Here is a 17518-nt window from a genome sequence, read left to right on the forward strand (position 1 = left end):
GCGCTGCGGGTCAGAACAGGGTGTCCCGCACGCGCAGCGGCCGGTACCCGGTGGGGCCGAGCTGGGCGAGTTCGGCGTCGATGTCGACCTCGATGGCGCCGAAGAAGTTGATGTTCTCGCTGTGGGCCGGGGAGATGTGCGTCAGCACCTCGTCGTCGATGCGCCGCCCGGCCCGCCGCATCTGTTCGGTCGCCAGCCCGTAATACTCTGTGGTCCAGGCGATGACGGCGTTGGTCGCCAACGTGAGGCACCATGCCTGTTCGGTCTGTCCCTCCAGGTGCCTCGCGCGCACGGCGCCTTCGTGCGCGTAGAGCAGGTCGCGGCGGAGCGCGTGCAGGGATTCGCCCTTGTTGAGCTGTCGGGAGATCTTGCGCCGATAGCCCGGGTCGGACAGGTACCGGGCGGCGTAGATCGTGCGCCGCAGCGCCCCGTATTCCTTGAGCGCCGCCGCGAGGGCGTTCTGCCGGCCCGACGCGGAGAGCTTGCCGACCAGCAGCGACGCGGTGGCGTGCCCGAACTTCAGCGACCCGCTCAGCCGGAGCAGGTCGTCGTAGTGCTCGGCGATGAGATCCAGATTCAGCTTGCGGGTCAGCAGCGGCCCGGCGTGCGGGAACGCGGACTCCACCTGGGCCCGAGGCGCCGCCCGATACAGGGTGATCCGGCCCAGGTCCCGGATGCGGGGCGAGAGCTGCAATCCGAGCAGGTCGAACAGCCCGAAGTTCACGAGGGTGACGCCGTGCGTGTCGGTCGCATGCTCGGTGATCGGCAGATCCGTTGCATTGCCGAGGATTTCGTCCAGCACGTAGTGAGCTTCGCGTCTCGTCGCGACGATGACCTTGGTGCCGTAGGTGGCGTGCTGATCGGTGACATGGGTATACGTGCTCAGTCCTTCGTTCGCGAAATAGCGGCTCAACGCTCTGGCGGTGACCGATTTGCCGCGGGTCGGGAACCGTTGCCCATCACTCGACGACAGGGTGCCGGCGCCGAAGACCGGGGTCAGCGGCAGCCTTTGGTGGTAGTCGATGATCGTCAGGTTCGCCGCCCGCAGCGTCTCCTCCCGCACATACCATTCGCTGGTCCAGGCCAGGATGTCGTAGGAGAGGCCCGACGCCTCGGCCATTCGGGTCAGCCCGAGGTTGGTGGAGTAGGCCAGCAGGACGGCGATGAGGTTGCGTTTCAGCTCCGGGCTGCGGGCCTGTTTGCCGCCGGCGTGGGTGAAGCAGTCCAGGTAGCCGGTGCGTTTGTCCAGCTCGATCAGCAGCGACACGATCGGCGCGAACGGCAGCATCTCCGTCAGCTCGGCCTTGAGCGCCGTCGCCTCCGCGGGCACATCCTCCGCCGACAGCGGTGAGATCACCAGGTCACCGGCCTCATCGAGACGGACCGGCCCGTCGCCGCCGGCGAGCACCTTCTCCAACTCGCCCATAGCGGCGTCGAGCTCGTCGGTGGCGGTCGCCAGCGCGCGAGCGGGATCAGCGGACTTGCCGACCAGGCGGCAGAACTCGTCACGCTGCGGCTCCCACGCCTGCGGGGTCAGCAGGTACGCGGCCGGGTCGGCGTAGCGGCGCGACCCCGGCACGAACACATCCCCGCTGCGCAACCCGTCACGCAGCCCCAGCAGCACGCACAGCTCCCAGTAGTGCCGATAGGCGGTGGTGTTACCGGCTTTGCGGGCCTCGTCGAGGTAGCCGCGCCACTTCGTCGGCACGAACCCGGTCGGCGCGTCGTCGGGCACCTTGCGGGTACCGGTCGCGTTCAGCTCCCGCAGCATGTGCACCCCGATCAGCAGCTCGGTCGCGGCGGTGCCGCCGGCGAACCGGACTGTCGACAGCACCTGCGGGGTGAACTGCCGCAGGTAGGAGTACGAGCTGTCCAGAGCGGCCAGGTGCCCGTGATCGCGCGGCAGCCGAGGCTTGGCCTGCGCGACCGCGGCCCGCAACCGCTCCCATCCGATCCGATCGCCCCGGATCAGGCCGCCGATCTCCTCGTCGGGGATCTGCAGGTCACAGACGATCGCCAGCAGGTCGTCGAGCAACCCCTGCCGATCCTCTCCGGCCTTACCGCGCTCGGCCAGCTCGTCGCGCATCCGGCGTTCGGCCTTGCTCAACCTGGCCGAGATCGCCTGATCGAACAGCTGCACCACCTCGTCGAGCACATCGGTGGCCGACTGCGCCAACACGGTGAGCAGAATCGGGTAGCGGCGTTGCGGATCCCGGCGTTCGAGGGCTTGGCCCGTCAAGCGGCGGCCCACCGTCGCCAGGAACCGCCGCCGCTCCGCCGGCAGCACCGACATGTCCAGCTCATCCGCGCCCAGGTTGCGCAGGAACACCAGCTTCTCGACCTCGGCCTTCACCGCGGTCGCCGACGCCTCCACCGGGCCGGTCGACAACCACCGCAACCGCGACATCTCGATCGACGGGTCGACGACCAGCAACGCATCCAGTTCCTTACACCGCTGCGGCGTGAACTCGCGCGCCAACCGGTCGTAGGTCTCCCGCTGCGCCCGCGTGCGAGCGTGCGCGACCCGGCGGACCACCGTTTCCGGGCCCGGCCGGATCACCCGCGCCGAGATCAGGTACTCACACGCCAGCCGGAACAACAGCGTCGGCGAATCGTGCTCCATCGCCCGCGCCAGCAGAAACTCATCCAGCTCCTTCAACTCCATCGCCCCGGCAGGCCGCCACCCCAGATACTGGGCCACCAGCCGCACATGCTCGGTCCGCGTCTGCGCCCGCTTGCCATACGAACGAAGCTGCGCTGCATCGATATTCAGCTGATCCGCCAGCCGGGCCACCGCCACCGGCGGCGCCGACGGCACCTTGTCCGGCACGAACCCCAGCCACGGCAAGGTGCACAACGCCACCGCCAGGCCCAGACGGACCGCAGGGCCCCTGCCCTGCGGAGCAACAAACGCCAGATCCGCCGGGGTCAGCGTGAAGTACCGGAACAACTCCTCACGACTGATCTCCGGGAACTCCCGCAGGCGCTGCAACTCCTCGTCCGCGAATACCCGCGTCGCCACGAACCCCAGCCTCCAACACGCCGACCAACCTCATCGGCAGACAAGCCAAGCACCAACCACCCCGGCCCGCAGCCCGAACCGAGAAATCGCCGCTGACCAGGCACTACGCGAACTTCGTTGTTTTTTGCGCCATTACTACCGGGACCCCTACTTCAGCGGTGCTCCATCGTTCGCGCGCGCCTCTGGTGTTGATGACCGCCAGTTGCGGCAGCGAGACAGCCTCGGCCAGGCCGTGGAGTGCGAGTGCGGTGGTCGCGGTGACGACGTAGTCAGGCCACTCGGCTGCCAATCGCTCGGCCGGGAACAAGTCGCCACCGGCGGCCACCCACGCAAGCCGAGCGCCATAAAGGACACCGGACCTGACTCTGCGAGGTCGGCGCATCACTCCGTGAGCAACCCCATCGAGGTAGCCGGGCTGGCGCAACCGCGTGATATGGGTGCGCGTCAGGCCCAGTCGTAGGCACTGGCCGGTGGTGATGAACCCCCACTGCTGTGCCAGCACGTCGTCGATGACGAGCGCCTGCCGCGCCAACTGTGGGCTCAGGCGGGGCGGAGAGGTAGGGGTCACAGTGTTCGTCAGTCGTCGTCGAAGTGGGTTTCCATAGTCTCGATCATCCGGCCGTCATACGCTTCTTGGCTGATAAATTGGGCGTCGAATCCCTCTTCGGCGTGATCGCCGGCAGCGGTTTGTTCGCCGAGGGCGATGATGCGTGCGTGGCGATCCTCGTCGTCGAGCAATGCTTCCAGCTTCAGTAACGGACAGACCGGCCGACCACGAAGTACGCTTCACCTACCGAGTGCTTTCTGCTGGAGAACATGGAACCTTAGACAAGTCCCAGTTTCCCCTGTTCAGGAAGCACTTCGGTCTATTTTCGCCCAGCGATCCGCAGATTCCCATGAATCACCCGGGTTAGCCTCGGTAACTCGACACTGACCTGGGCGATGCTCGTCACTATGGCAACCGTCGCCGTGGTCATTTCCTTCTTCTTCGGGCTCCGACTGCGGAGAATCGACTCTCTGGAATCGCCGCTGGCCTGAGGTGGTCCTGTCCACAGCACCACCGTCACCGGCCGTCGAGATCCTTAAACGAGCAAGTTCTGGATTTCTTTGGCGGCTGTCTGGAGCATAGCTCCGAGTTCTGTGCGGAGTTGTTCAGTCATGCGGTGAGCGGGCACGGATACATTGATCCCGTAGTATCCTCCGCTCGGGCTGGTGATGGGAACAGCGACTGACATGACGCCGTCTTCGCTTTCTTCCTGGCTCGTTGAGTACCCGGTTTGCCGAATCGTTTCGAGGGCACGCTCCAGATCGGAACGGGAAATGATAGATCCCTTGGTGAGACCCGGGAGCTCCTCATACGGGTACAGGGCATGCAGTTGTTCCGTGGTGAGTAGGCTCAGCATTGCTTTGCCCGTTGCAGTGCAGTTGGCAGGAAGCATCGCACCTTGACGTGAGGCAACGCGGACGGCACGTTGGCTTTCGATGGCCTCCAGAAAGTGTGCGTTCGAGCCTTTGAGCTCGGCAAAGTGCACCGTCTCTCCGGTTGCCTCGAATACCCTTTCCATTGCTGGACGAATTAGCGTTCCGATGTCGACGTGGCGCCGTATGGCGAAGGCGATGGAGCTGAGTGCTTGTCCGGGTTCGTACGCTTTGGTCTGAGGGTTCTGCCGTACGAAACCTCGGTAGAGGAGCATCCCCATGAGGCGATGGGCCGTAGATGACGCCACTCCGAGGTACTTGCTGGCATCGGTGAGCCGGATGCTCGGCCGAGTCTCGAAGAGCAGCAACAATCGGAGTGCGTTGTCGACGGATTCGATGGGGTACTGCGGAGGAGGGCCGTATCTGGAGTCGTCCTCCGCCCGTGATGCGGACATGAGCTTCATGTTACTGACCGGGGGTTCAGTCTCTGTCCGGCTAGGGCGCAGGCCATCAACGAGGCTCACCAAGTCGTGCGAGTTCATGTCTCCAAGCAGTCTCTGTGTTGAATGCTCCTCCGAGGTCGGGCAGTTCGGCCATATCGGCGTCGGGCAGATCGACGAGGTGCCCACCAGCCGAAGTCACTTGCAGTGCCAACCCGGACAGGCCGTCCACGCTGATGGCCTGGAGAACTGCTTGCTCGACGGTTTCGGCCGCGCTGGTGAGGCCGTGGCCCCGCAGCACAACAACGGGCCTTGTTCCCATAGCATCGGCCATTTCGGTGGCGAGCCGACGGTCGCGGATGAGTACTCCGCGGGGATAGACGGGCACCCCGTTGGCGGCGAGGCGGGCTCCGGGAATGTCGTACGCCCCTACGATGGGGCGTACTGCAAGCCCTGCCAGGTCGGCGGCAACCACTCGCGGGGGATGGGCGTGAACGACAGCCCGGATGTCTGGGCGGCGCCGGAAGAGCTCGGTGTGCAGCGGCAGTTCGTTGGGGACCGTGTATCCGCCCGCGAGCTCGCCGTCGGCGGCGGGATTGCCGTCGAGGTCCACCATGCGGATGTCTTCGGCTTGCGTATACGCCAGTCCGCGTTCGTACGGGCCGCGACAGCGCACCAGCAATGTGCTGTCGGTAATTTTCAGGCTGATGTGACCCAAGATTCCATCTGCAAGGCCCCGATGGGCCAAGACCCGGCAGGCGAGGGCGATACGTTCCCGGCTGACGCTCTCGGTCTGGGGCAGCAAGTTTCCGGGTGTCATGACGCCCTCCTCGGCGGTGGCTCCAACTGGGGTTCGAGCTTGGCGCGCAGATCCTGCACCGTGATGCCCCTGGCCATGCCCAGACGGCAGGCAATGAGGGCTTTGGGCCAGTTCACGATGGCTGCGCCCCGGACGGTGGTGCCGTCGATGGTGTAGAGGGCGGCGAACTTGCCGTGGACCTGCGGGTGTCCGATGAGGACGTGGTCGACATTGCCTCCGACGCGTCCCACGACCTGGATCTTCCAGTCGTGCTGGTCGCTCCACACGTATTCAATGGGCGTGTAGGCGCGCGGCTGTTCCGGATGGATGATGTTGTAGGCCACGCAGGCGGCCTGTTCCACCGCGTTAGTCCAGTGCTCGGTCCTGACGTCCTCGCCGTGCTTCTGGTGGCGCCAGCGGGCTACGTCGCCGACGGCGTACACGTTCGCAGCGTCGAGGGCTTGACAGTACTCGTTGAGCACGACCCCGTTGTCCACCAGCAGGCCGGATGCGCTAAGCCAGGAGTCATTGGGGATGACGCCAATACCGATCAGCACGGTGGCCGCCTGAACGCTCTCACCGTTGGTCAGGTGGAGGGAGAAGTTGCCCTCCTCGCCTTCGATAGCTTCCACTCCGGTGCCGAACATGGTGTCGACCCCGTTGTCCTGGTGAAGGTCTGCGAACCACTGGCCGATCTCAGGGTTAAAGAGGCGGCTCATGGGCACGGGCACCGGGTCGATGACGGTGACCTCCAATCCCAGGCCGCGGGCGGTGGCTGCCGCTTCGGCGCCGATGAACCCTGCCCCGATAACGGCCAGCGCCCCACCCCGGAGAAGGTCCCCACGTAGTTCGCGGGCGTCCTCAAGGGTGCGCAGCACGTGAATCCCTGGAGACTGGCCCCAGGGAGAGGGCCGGGGTGATGCTCCGGTGGCAATGACGAGGTTGTCGTAGCGAAGGGGGTCATGCCCTTCAAGCTTCAGCAGGTTCTCGGCGACGTCCAGATCGACAGCGCGGTGCCCCAGCAAGAGTTGGATGTCCTCGGCATCGGCCTGCTCCTGTGTCAGCAGCCGGATAGAGTCCTCGTCGGCGGATCCCGCAAGAACGGATTTCGACAATGGCGGCTTATCGTAGGGAAGTTCGGTCTCTTCTCCCACGAGGATGATCTCCCCCTTATAGCCTTCCAGCCGGAGGGACTGCGCGGTGCGCACCCCGGCAATGGAGGACCCGACGACGACGACGGTGCCCGGGCTCATGCGTCCTCTACCACCAGTGCGGAGACCGGGCAGCTGCGCGCGGCTTCGGTGACGCGGGCGCGGTCGGCTTCGGGGACTTCGGTCTGGAGCAGCACGACGATCCCGTCGTCGTCCAGGTCGAAGTAGTCAGAGGCTCCGACGACGCAGTTCGCGTATCCCTGACAGGCCTGCAGATCGGCTTTTACAACGGGCATGGTCGAACTCCTTAGCTTGAGACGGTGGTGCTCTGGCGGTTGGGGTGTTTATTCGTCTTCGGCCACGAGCGGCCCGAAAGGGTGTCCGATCATGGCCGAGAACGTGGCCGGGGCCTGCCAGGTCAGGGACTCCAGTTCCAGCGGACAGAGCGTTACCCACTGGCCCGAACGAGGAGATTGAATCATCAGCCGCGAACCGTTGCGGGTCTCGATGCGGGTGACCTGGACCTCCGAGAACTCGTTAGCGATCACGATCGGCTTGCCGGTGACGTGCTCTTCGAGCCGGCGGCGTTCCTCGGTGGCCTGGATCGCCGCGAGGCGGTCTTCCTCCTCGCCTTCCCATTCCAGTTTCACAGGAAGATCGCCAGGTTCTGCATGCGGATGACCGACTCGTCGACCATGATGGTGCGACGGGCCAGCTCCCACCCGGACCCGGATGAGGTACGGCGGAGGAGATCCTCGCGTCCTGCCGAGACAGTGGAGGACTCCCCGACGTCACCACGGCTGCGGAAGAGAAGAACCGCCGAGTCCACGATGATCTCTTGCGGGTCGGGGGTGCGGAAGGTGCGCACGTTGGTGATGTAGTGGCGCAGCCGTGATGGGGGGTCTTCGGTCCACGCGTGCTCGGTGGCGAAGCGTGCCACGCGGCGACTGAGCGAGTACTTGTTCTCGTCCCAGTGCGCCATCCCCGGTGAGGTGGAGTATCCGGCGCCCAGGGCAGTGGTGACGCGGACGGGCATGAGATAGTGCACGTCATCGGCGATCCGGGAGAGCCACTCGTCGTAGTCCTGGGCGTCCAACAGGTACGCCTCATCGACCAGCCAACGATGCGCCTCCAGGTGAAGTTCATCGTTGAAAGGCAGGGTCTGCCCCGTCCGCTGAGTACGCGGGGCGTGGGCTCCCAGCGCCGATTGTTCGGACAGCGTCAAGTTCTCGTTCTCGTGTGCCGTTCCAACACTCATGATCAGACCTCCTCGTGAAGGGTTGCTGCGGGCGCGGTCTCTGCGCTGCCGCAGGCCGGGCGGGCGGGCCCCGATCCGGCGGCCGGTGGCGCTTGCACCGGGTCCGAGCCCACGTGCACCTGCGCTGCGGCTTCTACCGGACGTTCGAGGTGATCGGCCCACCGGCGCAACAACTCCCGCTGGTTGTACTCGCTGTAGCCGACACGGGTGGCGCCGGGTCCCGAGTATTCCTCGGGGGACAGGGCCTCGACGACGTTCTCGCCGTTCTCGAGCATGCCCATCCGGCTGTTGAGCAGCAGACGCCGTGCCATGGAGCCGGCGGCAGTATTGGTGAGGGACACCCAGTTCTCGACGTCGTCCTGCTCGAACATGCCGCCACTGCCGAAGCACATGAGATACGCCTTGTAGGAAAGCGCTTTGTACTCCTCCGGCGCGTTCTTGTCGACGGCGAACCACGAGAGGACTTCCGTCTCGTTCTCGCTGATCGGCTGCCACACGCGGATAGAGATGAAGGGGAGCACCTCGTCGGAGCCCTCTTCGACCCGCGGCCAGTTATGGACGAAGCTCATGTTCGGGAACAGTGAGGCCGCCGAGATCATGAACCCGTCCTTGCCGACCACGTCGAGCTGCTCCTGGGTCCACTGCTCCTTCATCCGGGCGATCATCTCGTCCGGGTAGCCCACGTAGCGCAGGCGCTCCTCCAGGCCACCTTCGGGCAGCTTGTAAGTGGTGCCGCCACCGTTGCCAGCCCAGTACGTGGTGCCGTCCTTGCGCTTCTCCGCCTTGGGCTCGCGGAAGAGGCCGATCTCCACCACCGAGGTGTGGGTCTGGGGCGTGTGGTACATGTCCCCGGCGAAGTTCTCGGCCCCGATCTTCCAGTTCGCCTTGACCCGCCAACGCTGAGGGCCACGCAGCTCGATGCCGTCCGCGCTCTGCTTCGTGTAGTAGTCCAGGTAGAACTTGAAGTCCCCCAGGAACTCCTCCAGGGGCTCGGCATCCGGGTCCATGCTGATGAAGATCAGACCGTTGTACGTGGCCAGCGAGGGAGCAGGCAACAAGGTCTGGCCCTTCTTCTTGAAGCCTTCCTCCCCGCCGTATGCCTCCTTGTGAAACGGCAGGCCAACGAGGCGCCCGTCATTGCGGTAAGACCAACCGTGGTACGGGCAACGGAAGTGGGAGGCATTGCCCATCTCCGCCCGGCACACCTGCATGCCCCGGTGGAGGCACATGTTGAACAGGGCCCGGACCTGGCCCTGTTCGTCCCGAGAGATAATGAACGAGTCCTCGAGGACCCTGCGGACCACGTAGTCACCAGCCTCGGGGACCTCCGACTCGTGGGCGACGAACAGCCAGCTGCGGCTGAAGAGACGTTCCTTCTCGAGTTCGAAGAGCTCTTTGTCGTTGTAGATATGTGCAGGGATCATGCCCCGCCGTACGTCCTCGAGGACGCCGTGATGGTCTGCCATGGGAGAGCTCCTTCTCGATCATCGATCAGTCAGTCTGTAGAGCAGAGGTCCACTCTGTCGTGAAGAGGTTTCCGCATTTTGTGATCTACGTCAACCCCTCCCACTCTTCGTGCCAGGTACGGGTGGGTGCGGCAAGGGTCAGTGGCCGTTTTCGGGGGAGTCGGAGTCGCGGGCGGCGTTCTCTCCGCGGTCCAGCCTCGCCAGGGCGGCCATTTCCTCGGCAGTCAGGGAGAAATCGAACACCGAGATGTTCTCGACCAGCCATGCGGGTTTGGCGGCCTGCGGGATCGGGACGATTCCTTGCTGGACGTGCCAGCGGAGCAGAACCTGCGCCGGACTCTTTGCTGTCCGTTGCGCGATCTGCACCACGATGGGGTGGTCACGCAGTCCCGATTCGCGACCAATAGGGCTCCAGGCCTCGGTAATGATGCCCAGGTCCTGGTGCACTGCCCGCGGGGGTAGCCGTGCGAGATCGGGGCTGAGCTGGATCTGGTTCACGTCAGGAACCACGCCGGTCGCGGCAATGACCTTCTCCAAATGGTCCGGCTTGAAATTGGAGACACCGATCGCTTTGACACGGCCTTCGTCCAAGAGCTTGACGAGGCCTCTCCATGCCTCGGTGTACTGGTCCAAGGCCGGCACGGGCCAGTGGCACATGAACATGTCCAGGTAGTCCAGGCCCAAGGCTTGGAGACTGCGGTCGTAGGCCCTCTGCACACCGTCGACGCTGTGGGACTCCTTGTTGAACTTGCTGGAGACGAACAGCTCTTCACGCGCAACGCCGGCAGTGCGGACACCGCGTCCCACCGCGTCTTCATTGCGGTACTGGAACGCGGTGTCGACGAGCCGGTAGCCGCTTTGAATGGCGTAGCGGACGGCCGTCTCGCACTCTTCCCCCACCAGTGGCCAGGTGCCCAGGCCCAGATGCGGAATGCTATGCCCGTGCCGCAGTCGGAGCCTCGGGACCGTTGCGGGGTCATCGCTCGGATGGGTTTTCGTCGTCATGGACAGCCTCTCGTCGAAACGTCTTGCTTTCTTGTCACCGGAGGCAAATAGCGCGAGCCTCGGGGTCTGTGTCGGTCAGTCGACATCTTTGTTGGATCTCCAGGTGGTTGCAGCTGGGGTGATGATGTCTACTAACCTCGCGCTTTCACGCTGATTCGTGTCGTGAATAAAGAATGGTGCCCTGAACTGGGATGATTGAACTTGCGAAGGTATCAATCGGACCAGATCGAGGAGCACCATTCAGGTGAGCAAGTCTACGTCGCCGTACCCCACGCTGTCTGCAGATGGCACCGGAACCGGGGTCGTGTCGCACGCCGGCGCCGCGGTGTTACTCCGGGCTGCGGAGAAAACGGGTCTGACCAGCCGATTATCCGAGGCGTTGGCGCCGTGGCGCAAACCTTTGGCGACTCATGATCCGGGCAAGATCATCTCGGACCTGGCCGTGGCGGTCGCGATCGGTGGCGACTGTTTGGCCGACATCAACCAGTTACGCGCCGACCCGGCGGTGTTCGGTCAGGTCGCCTCTGATCCGACGGTGTCGCGCCTGATCTCGACGTTGGCCGATGATGCGCCGGCGGCGCTGTCGGCGATTGCGACCGCGCGTGCTGCCGCGCGGGCAGCGTGCTGGTCAGCAGCCGGTGCCACTGCTCCCGACCATGACGCCGACGTCGCTGACCCGGTGATCGTCGACCTCGACGCCACTTTGGTGACCGCGCACTCGGAGAAACAGGATGCGGCACCAACCTACAAGCGGGGGTTCGGTTTTCACCCGCTGTGTGCGTTCGTCGATCACGGCAGCGACGGCACCGGCGAACCCCTAGCGATCGAGTTGCGCCCGGGTAATGCTGGTGCCAATACCGCTGCCGATCACATCGCGGTCACCGCCGCCGCACTCGAGCAGCTACCGCACGTGGCGGGCTATCGGGTTGGCAAGTCGGTGCTGGTGCGCACCGACTCGGCCGGCGGCACCCACGAGTTCGTCGACTACCTCACCCGACGACGCCTGGCGTACTCGGTCGGGTTCGGGCTCACCGAAGCGACCGCAACCGCGATCGACCGGATCAGTCCCGAGGCCTGGACCCCGGCCTACGACACCGAGGGCATCGAGCGCGACGGGGCGTGGGTGGCCGAGTTGACCGGGCTGATCGACCTATCGGGCTGGCCCGAAGGCATGCGAGTGATCGTGCGCAAGGAGCGCCCGCATCCAGGTGCGCAGCTACGCTTCACCGATCGTGATGGGTTGCGGGTGACCGCGTTCGCCACCAACACCGTTCGTGGCCAACTCGCCGATCTGGAACTGCGTCACCGGCGACGCGCACGCTGCGAAGACCGGGTCCGCACGGCGAAAGACTGTGGCCTGACCAATCTTCCGTTGCACGGATTCGATCAGAACCGCATCTGGTGTGCCATCGTGATGCTCGCTTGCGAGCTGATCGCCTGGACCCAGCTGCTGGCCTTCGCTGATCATCCCGCTCGCCGGTGGGAACCCAAACGACTGCGCCACCGCGTGTTCTCGATCGCCGCCAAGATCAGCCGCCACGCCCGCCGAACCCGGTTGAAGCTTGCCGCCCACGCACCACATGTTGGACTGCTGCTCGACGGGATCTCAAGACTCGCAGCACTTCCCGCACCTGCCTGACATCAAGCCGACCTGACCTCTGATCCAGAAAGGACGTTCCACCTCGGGGCCGTGAACCCCGACGCCCACCGACGCGTCGGGCACCTCTCACGGCCTACGCCCGGAGATCCGGTCCTCAGACCACCCACCCGGGCCACCCAACAGACGACCGCCACCTCACGAAAGATCGAGGCTAAAGCGAGATGAACGCACCAACCGCGGCGTTGAACTTTTCGCGCTGGTCACTGAACACGTGATGACCAGCGTTGTTGATGAGATAGAGCGAGCTATCCAGGGTGTTGGCAGCGATCAGATCGAAGAGCCCCTTACCCATCGACACCGGCGCCGATCGATCATTGACTCCCCACACAACCAGCGTCGGCACCGGGATTCCTGCGTCGGCAAGCCGTTCCTGAACCCAGCGCCTGCCCTCGCTGAGGCTAGGCAACCAGTGCTCCTCCGCATTGCGTGCATATCCGGCGACAGCGTCGAGCTGCTTTTCGCTCTCGAGCCACTTTGTGGCGATCCCGATGTAGTCCTCGGGCAGATCTCCCTCATTAACCGCCTGGGCAGCATGATAGTGACGGATCAACTCGGCCGAACCTCCGGGGGCAGTCCTTTCGACTCGCTCGTAGAAGTCCATGTCGGTTCCGACGGGCGGCGCCGGTGCCGCAGTCGCACTGCTGATGATGACCAGCTTCTTTACCATCTCAGGGTACTTCAACGCGAGAAGGACCGCCGTCATGCCGCCGCGCGAGTGACCCACCAGGGTCAGGTTCTTGAGCCCCAACTGAGTTGCAAAGTTCGCAACGTGTTCGGCGACCGCGTCGACAGTCCAGTCTTCGTCATTCAGCGGGAGACCAGTCTCGCCCTGACCGAGTTTGTCGACCGCGAGGACACGGCCGTACTCGCCGAAATCCTCTAGAACGTTGCCCCAGGATTCGATTCCGGCCGGTATGAAGAACCCGAAATGCCCCCCATGGATGAGGAGGATCGGATCCTTGTCCTGGCCGTCGTCGAAATAACGCGTCTGAACCCCTTTCACATCGACGGTATGGAACTTCTGGGTGATTGAAGAGCTTGGCACGGATAACGCCTTTCTGTGCACGATAACGATTGAACAATTCATCGCAGTTCGACCCCTACCGACGTGGTAGTTCTGGCCAGTAGAAATCTCTTCTGCGTGTGCCTGAAAGCTACGCGCCTCCGCATCGACTGTCAATAGAAAGGGCCCTTCCGGATTCAGAGTGCATTGATCCGATCCTGAAGCTGTCCGGAGTGGATCAGTGACCGCAAGATGTAGTGCTTGAGGTTGCGGAAGCCCAGGGCGATTCCGCGGAGGTGTTCGAGCCTGCCGTTGATGGCCTCGACGGGGCCGTTGGAGGCACCCACGTCGAAGTAGGCGAGGATCTCGCGGTGCCGCTTCCATAGCGACCGGCCGAGCTGGGCGAGCTCGGGCAGCTCGGTGGGCACCCCGGTCCGGATCGAGCGCAGGAGCTTGTACATCGCGATCTTGCCCTCCCGCTTGCCCGAGGCCTCGTAGGCGGCGATGAGTCGCTGGTAGACGCCGTAGGTGACCTCCACCGCCGCGTGCGCATCGTTGGCGGTGAACGCCTTGAACAAGCGCACTTTCTGTTTGTCGGTCAGCAGCCCTGCCCGGGTGTTGAGCGTCCTGCGGATGCCGTACAGCGGATCGCCGGTGCGGCCCCGGTGCCCGGTGGTGGCCTGCTGGATGCGTTGGCGGCACACGGTGAGCTTGTCGGCGGCAAGATGCACGACGTGGAACGGGTCCATCACCGTGCGTGCTGCGGGCACGGCCTTGGCTGCGGCGGAGTGGTAGCCGGCGAACCCGTCCATCGTGACCACCTTGACTCGGTCTCGAAATGCCTGGTCGCGGGCGTTGAGCCACTCGGTGAGGACCTTCGCCGAACGGCCCGGGACCATCCTTTGGCGCGGCCGAGGAACTTGTGCCCGCCGCCGTCGGGGATGCGTCCGAGCTTCTTGATGTCCACGTGCACCAGATCGCCCGGTGCGGCGTGCTCATAGCGCTGCGGGCGTCGCTTGGTGGCGCGCACCGGGGCGCCGGTGGCCGGGTCGGTGAACGCCAGGCGCACGCACCCGAAGCGGGACAGGATCTTGTGCACCGTCGAGGGGTGCATTCCCAGGTGGTAAGCGATTCGGGCTGGCCCCCACCGGCGCGATACGCGCAGGCCGATCACCCGGCGCTCCCGACGACGCGGGGTGCGGTGGGGGCAGGTGTGCGGCCGGCTGGAGCGGTCAACCATGCCGGCCTTGCCCTGCTCGCGATACCGGCTGGCCCAGCGTCGGGCCGTGGTGACCGAGACACCGAACCGTTCCGCAGCTCGGGCCGGGGGCCAGCCGTCTTCGACGACACACCGGGCCAGGCGCAGTCTTCCCGTGGGCGTCAAGGTCGCGTTAGCGTGGGACACGAAGACCTCCGTTGTGGGTGTGGTTGCTTGGTCGCTTTCACACCTCACACGGAGGTCTTCCTCATTTCATCTCGCCATGCCGACCGGAGACACAACCTCCGTGGTCAGTACATCTAGCCGACTGGGCCAGTGCCCGAGGTGCGGCAGGAAGGCAGGCCGGTATCCTCTTGGGCGTCAACGATATGCCCGCCGCGGCGACCAAATGCTGTACGCGTGGCAGCCCGGGATGCTGGCATCGAGCCCCGGATCGCGAGTCGCCCGGTCTGACAACGTGGTCGTTGACCCGCTCAGCGATCGGCCATTGCGGCTGCCACCCCTCCAACCGAGAGCGCGAGCGGAGAGAACCTGCTGAACGGCGCAGCCGGCCGCTAACGTCGGTGGTAGCACGTTCACGAACCGGGGCACAGGGCGTACCGGCCACCGCCGCCCGACGGGGTTCGTTCTCGACCGCGGTTGCCACCGCGTCCGGCGAAACTCCGTCGGTCACCGGCCGCGCCGCGGCAGCGATGGTTCGTCCACCAGGGGGTCGGAGACGGTGATGGCCCGCATCGGGCAGCTCGCGGCGGCCTCGAGCGCTAAGGCGCGGGTGCGGGGGCCACCGTCAACAGGCTCCAGAACGACGGCGACGCTTCGCTCGTCATCGAGGTCGAAGAGCTCGGGCGCGGTCACAACGCACGAGGCGAAGCCCTCACACCGCTCGAGGTCCACCGTAATGTTCATCATGTTCATCGTCCCTCCGTGGTTAAGTCATGGGCAGTCTGTTCGGCGGCGAAGCGCCGCATCGGATCGATCCTGAGCGCGCCGGCCAGCTGCATGATCAGCAGTGGGTGGGCGCCCCTTTGCTGGAGGGTGACCAGGTCGCCCTCCAGGACGGCCGCAAGATCGGCCAGCCGTACGCCTGCGAGGTCGGCCGCGAGCTGGCCCGACTCTTCCGCAATAGAACGAAACTCCGGATCCCGGACGACCCGGCGGATGACCTGGTCCAGGGGTAAGTTCACGGTTCCTCCTCGGGGGCCAACCGAGCCAGCGCGATCCCGGTCGCCCAGTCCGGGACGGACTCGTATGCCAGGACGACCCCTCTCGGCCCACGGGCCGTCCGCTCAGGCTCCGACACTCCCCAGCCCTCCTGACGGGACGCGGCGGCCATCGCGGTGACCCAGTTGCAGATCTCCGGGGCACCATTGCCGGCCTCAGCGAGGACGTCGGCGGTCTTCATGGCGAGGATCGCGCCGAGGTCCCCTGCGCGCACGTGCTGCAGGAATCGCTCGTCGAAGGCGGAGTTGATCTGGCCCATCTCCGGCGTGCCGACCCAGTGGGAGAGCCCGCCGGTCCCGAGCACGACCACTGTTTCGGCTGCGGGCCGCCGCGTAATGACGTCGCGCAGCAGTTCCCCCAGTTGGGCGCTGCGCCACAGGGGTGGCAGAGGCTCGGTGTTGGCGTTCTGGAACACCGGGACCACCGGGATGTCCATCTCTGGTCGGATCAGGGTCAATGGTGCCATGAACGCATGGTCGATCTTCGGGTTGGCGGAGAACGCGAGGTCGAATCCGGCGGCCACCCCTTCGGAGAGCAGCTGGGCAGCGAAGGCGCCAGCAAGTGGGACCTCGGCGCTGGCCACTCCTCCATCGCCCCAACCGGTGGCTATCTCTCCGATTCCGACGCATATCTGCGGAAAGCTGTCGTAGCTGAAGGATGCTAGGTGCTCGCTGCTGACGACGACGAGCACGTCAGGGGACAGCCGGTCAATTTCCGCACGCACCTGAGCGAAGGCCTGATGGACTGCGGCGTGCACGTCGTTGTCCGGTTGGAGCTTTCGGATCATCATCGCCGTGTGGGACGTCGCGTACGCACCTACCAGCCTGCCCATCAGCGGGCCGCCCGTTGCCGGTTGGTGGCCGGATCCGTGGGGCCGCCGTCGCCGTCGCCGTCGGTGCGCCCACCTCGGCGCCCCGCGGTGACCGAACGCACGAAACCGCCGACGACAGCGTGGAATTCCGCCGGCTTCTCGAACTGCGGCCAGTGACCGGCGTCCTCCATCAGACGGAACGTTGCATCGGGAATGATCCGGCTGGCCGCCTCCCCCACCGTCCACGGCATGGTCGGGTTCTGCCGGGTCCACAGCACGAGCGTCGGGCAGTTGATCGTCGCGAGCCGCTCGGCGGTCAGCAGTTCCTCCGGCCGGGGCCGGGAGGTGAATGCGGCGACCATGTCACCGGCGGTGGCGGCGAAGTCCGGGCTGGCGTAGATCCGGTACCGGGTCTCCACCAGTTCGTCGGTGACCACGGACGGGTCATGGACCAGCCATTCCAGCCGAGTCCGGACCTTCTCCCGGGTCGGGGTGTCCAGAGCCTTGGTGGTAGCCTCCGCGACCTGCCGGCCGACGTTCTCGGTCAGCGTGGCACCGTCGGCGTCCACCTGCAGCCCCGCCCCGGTGACGCTGACGAGCGAGGCGACCCGCTCGGGGTGGTGGACGGCGAGAAACGCCGCGACCCAGCCACCGAGAGACTGCCCGACCAGGTGGGCTCGCGAGGCGCCGATCTCGTCGAGGAAGCCGAGCACGTGCTCGGCGAGCGCGCGGATCGAGTACTCGATCTGCGGCTTGTCGGTGAAGCCATGACCCAGCATGTCAATGGCATGCACGCGGAAGTCCCGGCCGAGGACGGCGACGTTGCGCACCCAGGTCTCGGCGTGCCCGCTCACGCCGTGCAGCAGGACTACCGGCTCACCGGCGCCTGCCTCGATGCTGCGGGTGCGGTAAGAGCTCGCCTGGCGGTACCGGACCTCGGTTCCCAGCAGGTCCACCCAGAACGAGTTCCCCTGGGGCTGGGCCATTCCCCCTTCAGTGCTCGTCACGTTGAAGCTCCTCTCTGTTCGGCCGTGCGGCCGGTGC

At 65.3% G+C, this 17518-nt stretch carries 17 protein-coding genes and 2 pseudogenes; 1 reads left to right on the forward strand and 18 read right to left on the reverse strand.

Features of this window, described 5'->3' with window-relative positions; all coding sequences use genetic code 11:
* Positions 1-10: 10 nt before the first annotated feature.
* The 11 genes from ACIGKQ_RS18180 to ACIGKQ_RS18230 form a co-directional block, all read right to left on the reverse strand.
* On the reverse strand, positions 11-3022 hold the full coding sequence (locus ACIGKQ_RS18180; RefSeq protein ID WP_005203168.1) for a Tn3 family transposase: 3012 nt from the start codon (positions 3020-3022) through the stop codon (positions 11-13).
* A 103-nt stretch (positions 3023-3125) separates the two neighbouring features.
* Entirely contained in the window at positions 3126-3590 is a 465-nt protein-coding gene (locus ACIGKQ_RS18185) for a type IV toxin-antitoxin system AbiEi family antitoxin domain-containing protein (protein ID WP_396574624.1), read from the reverse strand.
* Positions 3591-3598: 8 nt separating this feature from the next.
* Positions 3599-3760 (reverse strand): hypothetical protein, encoded by a 162-nt coding sequence (locus ACIGKQ_RS18190; RefSeq protein WP_396574625.1) that lies wholly within the window; start codon positions 3758-3760, stop codon positions 3599-3601.
* Between the two features lie 344 nt (positions 3761-4104).
* On the reverse strand, positions 4105-4905 hold the full coding sequence (locus ACIGKQ_RS18195) for an IclR family transcriptional regulator (protein ID WP_016895390.1): 801 nt from the start codon (positions 4903-4905) through the stop codon (positions 4105-4107).
* A 46-nt stretch (positions 4906-4951) separates the two neighbouring features.
* Entirely contained in the window at positions 4952-5701 is a 750-nt protein-coding gene (locus ACIGKQ_RS18200; protein ID WP_006897053.1) for a class II aldolase/adducin family protein, read from the reverse strand.
* Positions 5698-6933 (reverse strand): NAD(P)/FAD-dependent oxidoreductase, encoded by a 1236-nt coding sequence (locus tag ACIGKQ_RS18205; protein ID WP_006897054.1) that lies wholly within the window; start codon positions 6931-6933, stop codon positions 5698-5700. Before ACIGKQ_RS18205 ends, ACIGKQ_RS18200 begins: the two co-directional genes overlap by 4 nt.
* Positions 6930-7127, reverse strand: coding sequence for a ferredoxin (locus tag ACIGKQ_RS18210; protein ID WP_006897055.1), 198 nt, complete (start codon positions 7125-7127; stop codon positions 6930-6932). Before ACIGKQ_RS18210 ends, ACIGKQ_RS18205 begins: the two co-directional genes overlap by 4 nt.
* 48 nt (positions 7128-7175) lie before the next feature.
* The gene (locus tag ACIGKQ_RS18215) at positions 7176-7481 is read right to left on the reverse strand and encodes a hypothetical protein (protein ID WP_006897056.1); all 306 of its coding nucleotides are present in this window, start codon (positions 7479-7481) and stop codon (positions 7176-7178) included.
* Positions 7478-8089, reverse strand: coding sequence for a 3-phenylpropionate/cinnamic acid dioxygenase subunit beta (locus ACIGKQ_RS18220; protein ID WP_006897057.1), 612 nt, complete (start codon positions 8087-8089; stop codon positions 7478-7480). The genes ACIGKQ_RS18215 and ACIGKQ_RS18220 overlap by 4 nt, the downstream gene beginning before the upstream one ends.
* A 2-nt stretch (positions 8090-8091) precedes the next feature.
* Positions 8092-9555: an aromatic-ring-hydroxylating dioxygenase subunit alpha gene (locus tag ACIGKQ_RS18225; protein WP_006897058.1), complete on the reverse strand. Its 1464-nt coding sequence runs from the start codon at positions 9553-9555 to the stop codon at positions 8092-8094.
* A gap of 138 nt (positions 9556-9693) precedes the next feature.
* Positions 9694-10560: an aldo/keto reductase gene (locus ACIGKQ_RS18230; RefSeq protein WP_006897059.1), complete on the reverse strand. Its 867-nt coding sequence runs from the start codon at positions 10558-10560 to the stop codon at positions 9694-9696.
* A gap of 244 nt (positions 10561-10804) precedes the next feature.
* Here ACIGKQ_RS18230 and ACIGKQ_RS18235 point away from each other — a divergent pair, with 244 nt between their 5' ends.
* Positions 10805-12199, forward strand: a complete 1395-nt coding sequence (locus ACIGKQ_RS18235) for an IS1380 family transposase (protein WP_280359634.1) — start codon at positions 10805-10807, stop codon at positions 12197-12199.
* 172 nt (positions 12200-12371) lie between these two features.
* Here ACIGKQ_RS18235 and ACIGKQ_RS18240 read toward each other — a convergent pair whose 3' ends face one another.
* The 7 genes and pseudogenes from ACIGKQ_RS18240 to ACIGKQ_RS18270 all read right to left on the reverse strand — a co-directional run bounded on the left by ACIGKQ_RS18240 (position 12372) and on the right by ACIGKQ_RS18270 (position 17481).
* Positions 12372-13265 carry an alpha/beta fold hydrolase gene (locus ACIGKQ_RS18240; RefSeq protein WP_286352952.1) on the reverse strand — a complete coding sequence of 298 codons (894 nt, stop codon included), beginning with the start codon at positions 13263-13265 and terminating at the stop codon, positions 12372-12374.
* 155 nt (positions 13266-13420) lie between these two features.
* Positions 13421-14122 (reverse strand): annotated as a pseudogene (locus ACIGKQ_RS18245) (ISL3 family transposase); the annotation flags it as partial.
* Positions 14122-14628, reverse strand: a pseudogene (locus ACIGKQ_RS18250) (helix-turn-helix domain-containing protein); the annotation flags it as partial. The pseudogenes ACIGKQ_RS18250 and ACIGKQ_RS18245, both read right to left, overlap by 1 nt.
* Positions 14629-15111: 483 nt before the next feature.
* Entirely contained in the window at positions 15112-15357 is a 246-nt protein-coding gene (locus ACIGKQ_RS18255) for a ferredoxin (protein WP_006897064.1), read from the reverse strand.
* Positions 15354-15626, reverse strand: coding sequence for a hypothetical protein (locus ACIGKQ_RS18260; RefSeq protein ID WP_006897065.1), 273 nt, complete (start codon positions 15624-15626; stop codon positions 15354-15356). Before ACIGKQ_RS18260 ends, ACIGKQ_RS18255 begins: the two co-directional genes overlap by 4 nt.
* Positions 15623-16495 (reverse strand): extradiol dioxygenase, encoded by an 873-nt coding sequence (locus ACIGKQ_RS18265; protein ID WP_006897066.1) that lies wholly within the window; start codon positions 16493-16495, stop codon positions 15623-15625. Before ACIGKQ_RS18265 ends, ACIGKQ_RS18260 begins: the two co-directional genes overlap by 4 nt.
* Positions 16495-17481, reverse strand: coding sequence for an alpha/beta fold hydrolase (locus ACIGKQ_RS18270; protein ID WP_137809379.1), 987 nt, complete (start codon positions 17479-17481; stop codon positions 16495-16497). Before ACIGKQ_RS18270 ends, ACIGKQ_RS18265 begins: the two co-directional genes overlap by 1 nt.
* Between the last annotated feature and the right edge of the window lie 37 nt (positions 17482-17518).

Origin of the sequence: Gordonia sp. NPDC062954 (genome assembly GCF_044543825.1) — a bacterium.
Lineage (GTDB): Bacteria > Actinomycetota > Actinomycetes > Mycobacteriales > Mycobacteriaceae > Gordonia > Gordonia tangerina.

Excerpts from the sequence above, each read along its gene's own strand:
- ACIGKQ_RS18195 (WP_016895390.1), bottom strand. The coding sequence starts at position 4,905 with ATGAAGCTCATGTCCGCATCACGGGCGGAGGACGACTCCAGATACGGC.
- ACIGKQ_RS18200 (WP_006897053.1), bottom strand. The coding sequence starts at position 5,701 with ATGACACCCGGAAACTTGCTGCCCCAGACCGAGAGCGTCAGCCGGGAA.
- ACIGKQ_RS18205 (WP_006897054.1), bottom strand. The coding sequence starts at position 6,933 with ATGAGCCCGGGCACCGTCGTCGTCGTCGGGTCCTCCATTGCCGGGGTG.
- ACIGKQ_RS18210 (WP_006897055.1), bottom strand. The coding sequence starts at position 7,127 with ATGCCCGTTGTAAAAGCCGATCTGCAGGCCTGTCAGGGATACGCGAAC.
- ACIGKQ_RS18220 (WP_006897057.1), bottom strand. The coding sequence starts at position 8,089 with ATGAGTGTTGGAACGGCACACGAGAACGAGAACTTGACGCTGTCCGAA.
- ACIGKQ_RS18225 (WP_006897058.1), bottom strand. The coding sequence starts at position 9,555 with ATGGCAGACCATCACGGCGTCCTCGAGGACGTACGGCGGGGCATGATC.
- ACIGKQ_RS18230 (WP_006897059.1), bottom strand. The coding sequence starts at position 10,560 with ATGACGACGAAAACCCATCCGAGCGATGACCCCGCAACGGTCCCGAGG.
- ACIGKQ_RS18255 (WP_006897064.1), bottom strand. The coding sequence starts at position 15,357 with ATGAACATGATGAACATTACGGTGGACCTCGAGCGGTGTGAGGGCTTC.
- ACIGKQ_RS18265 (WP_006897066.1), bottom strand. The coding sequence starts at position 16,495 with ATGGGCAGGCTGGTAGGTGCGTACGCGACGTCCCACACGGCGATGATG.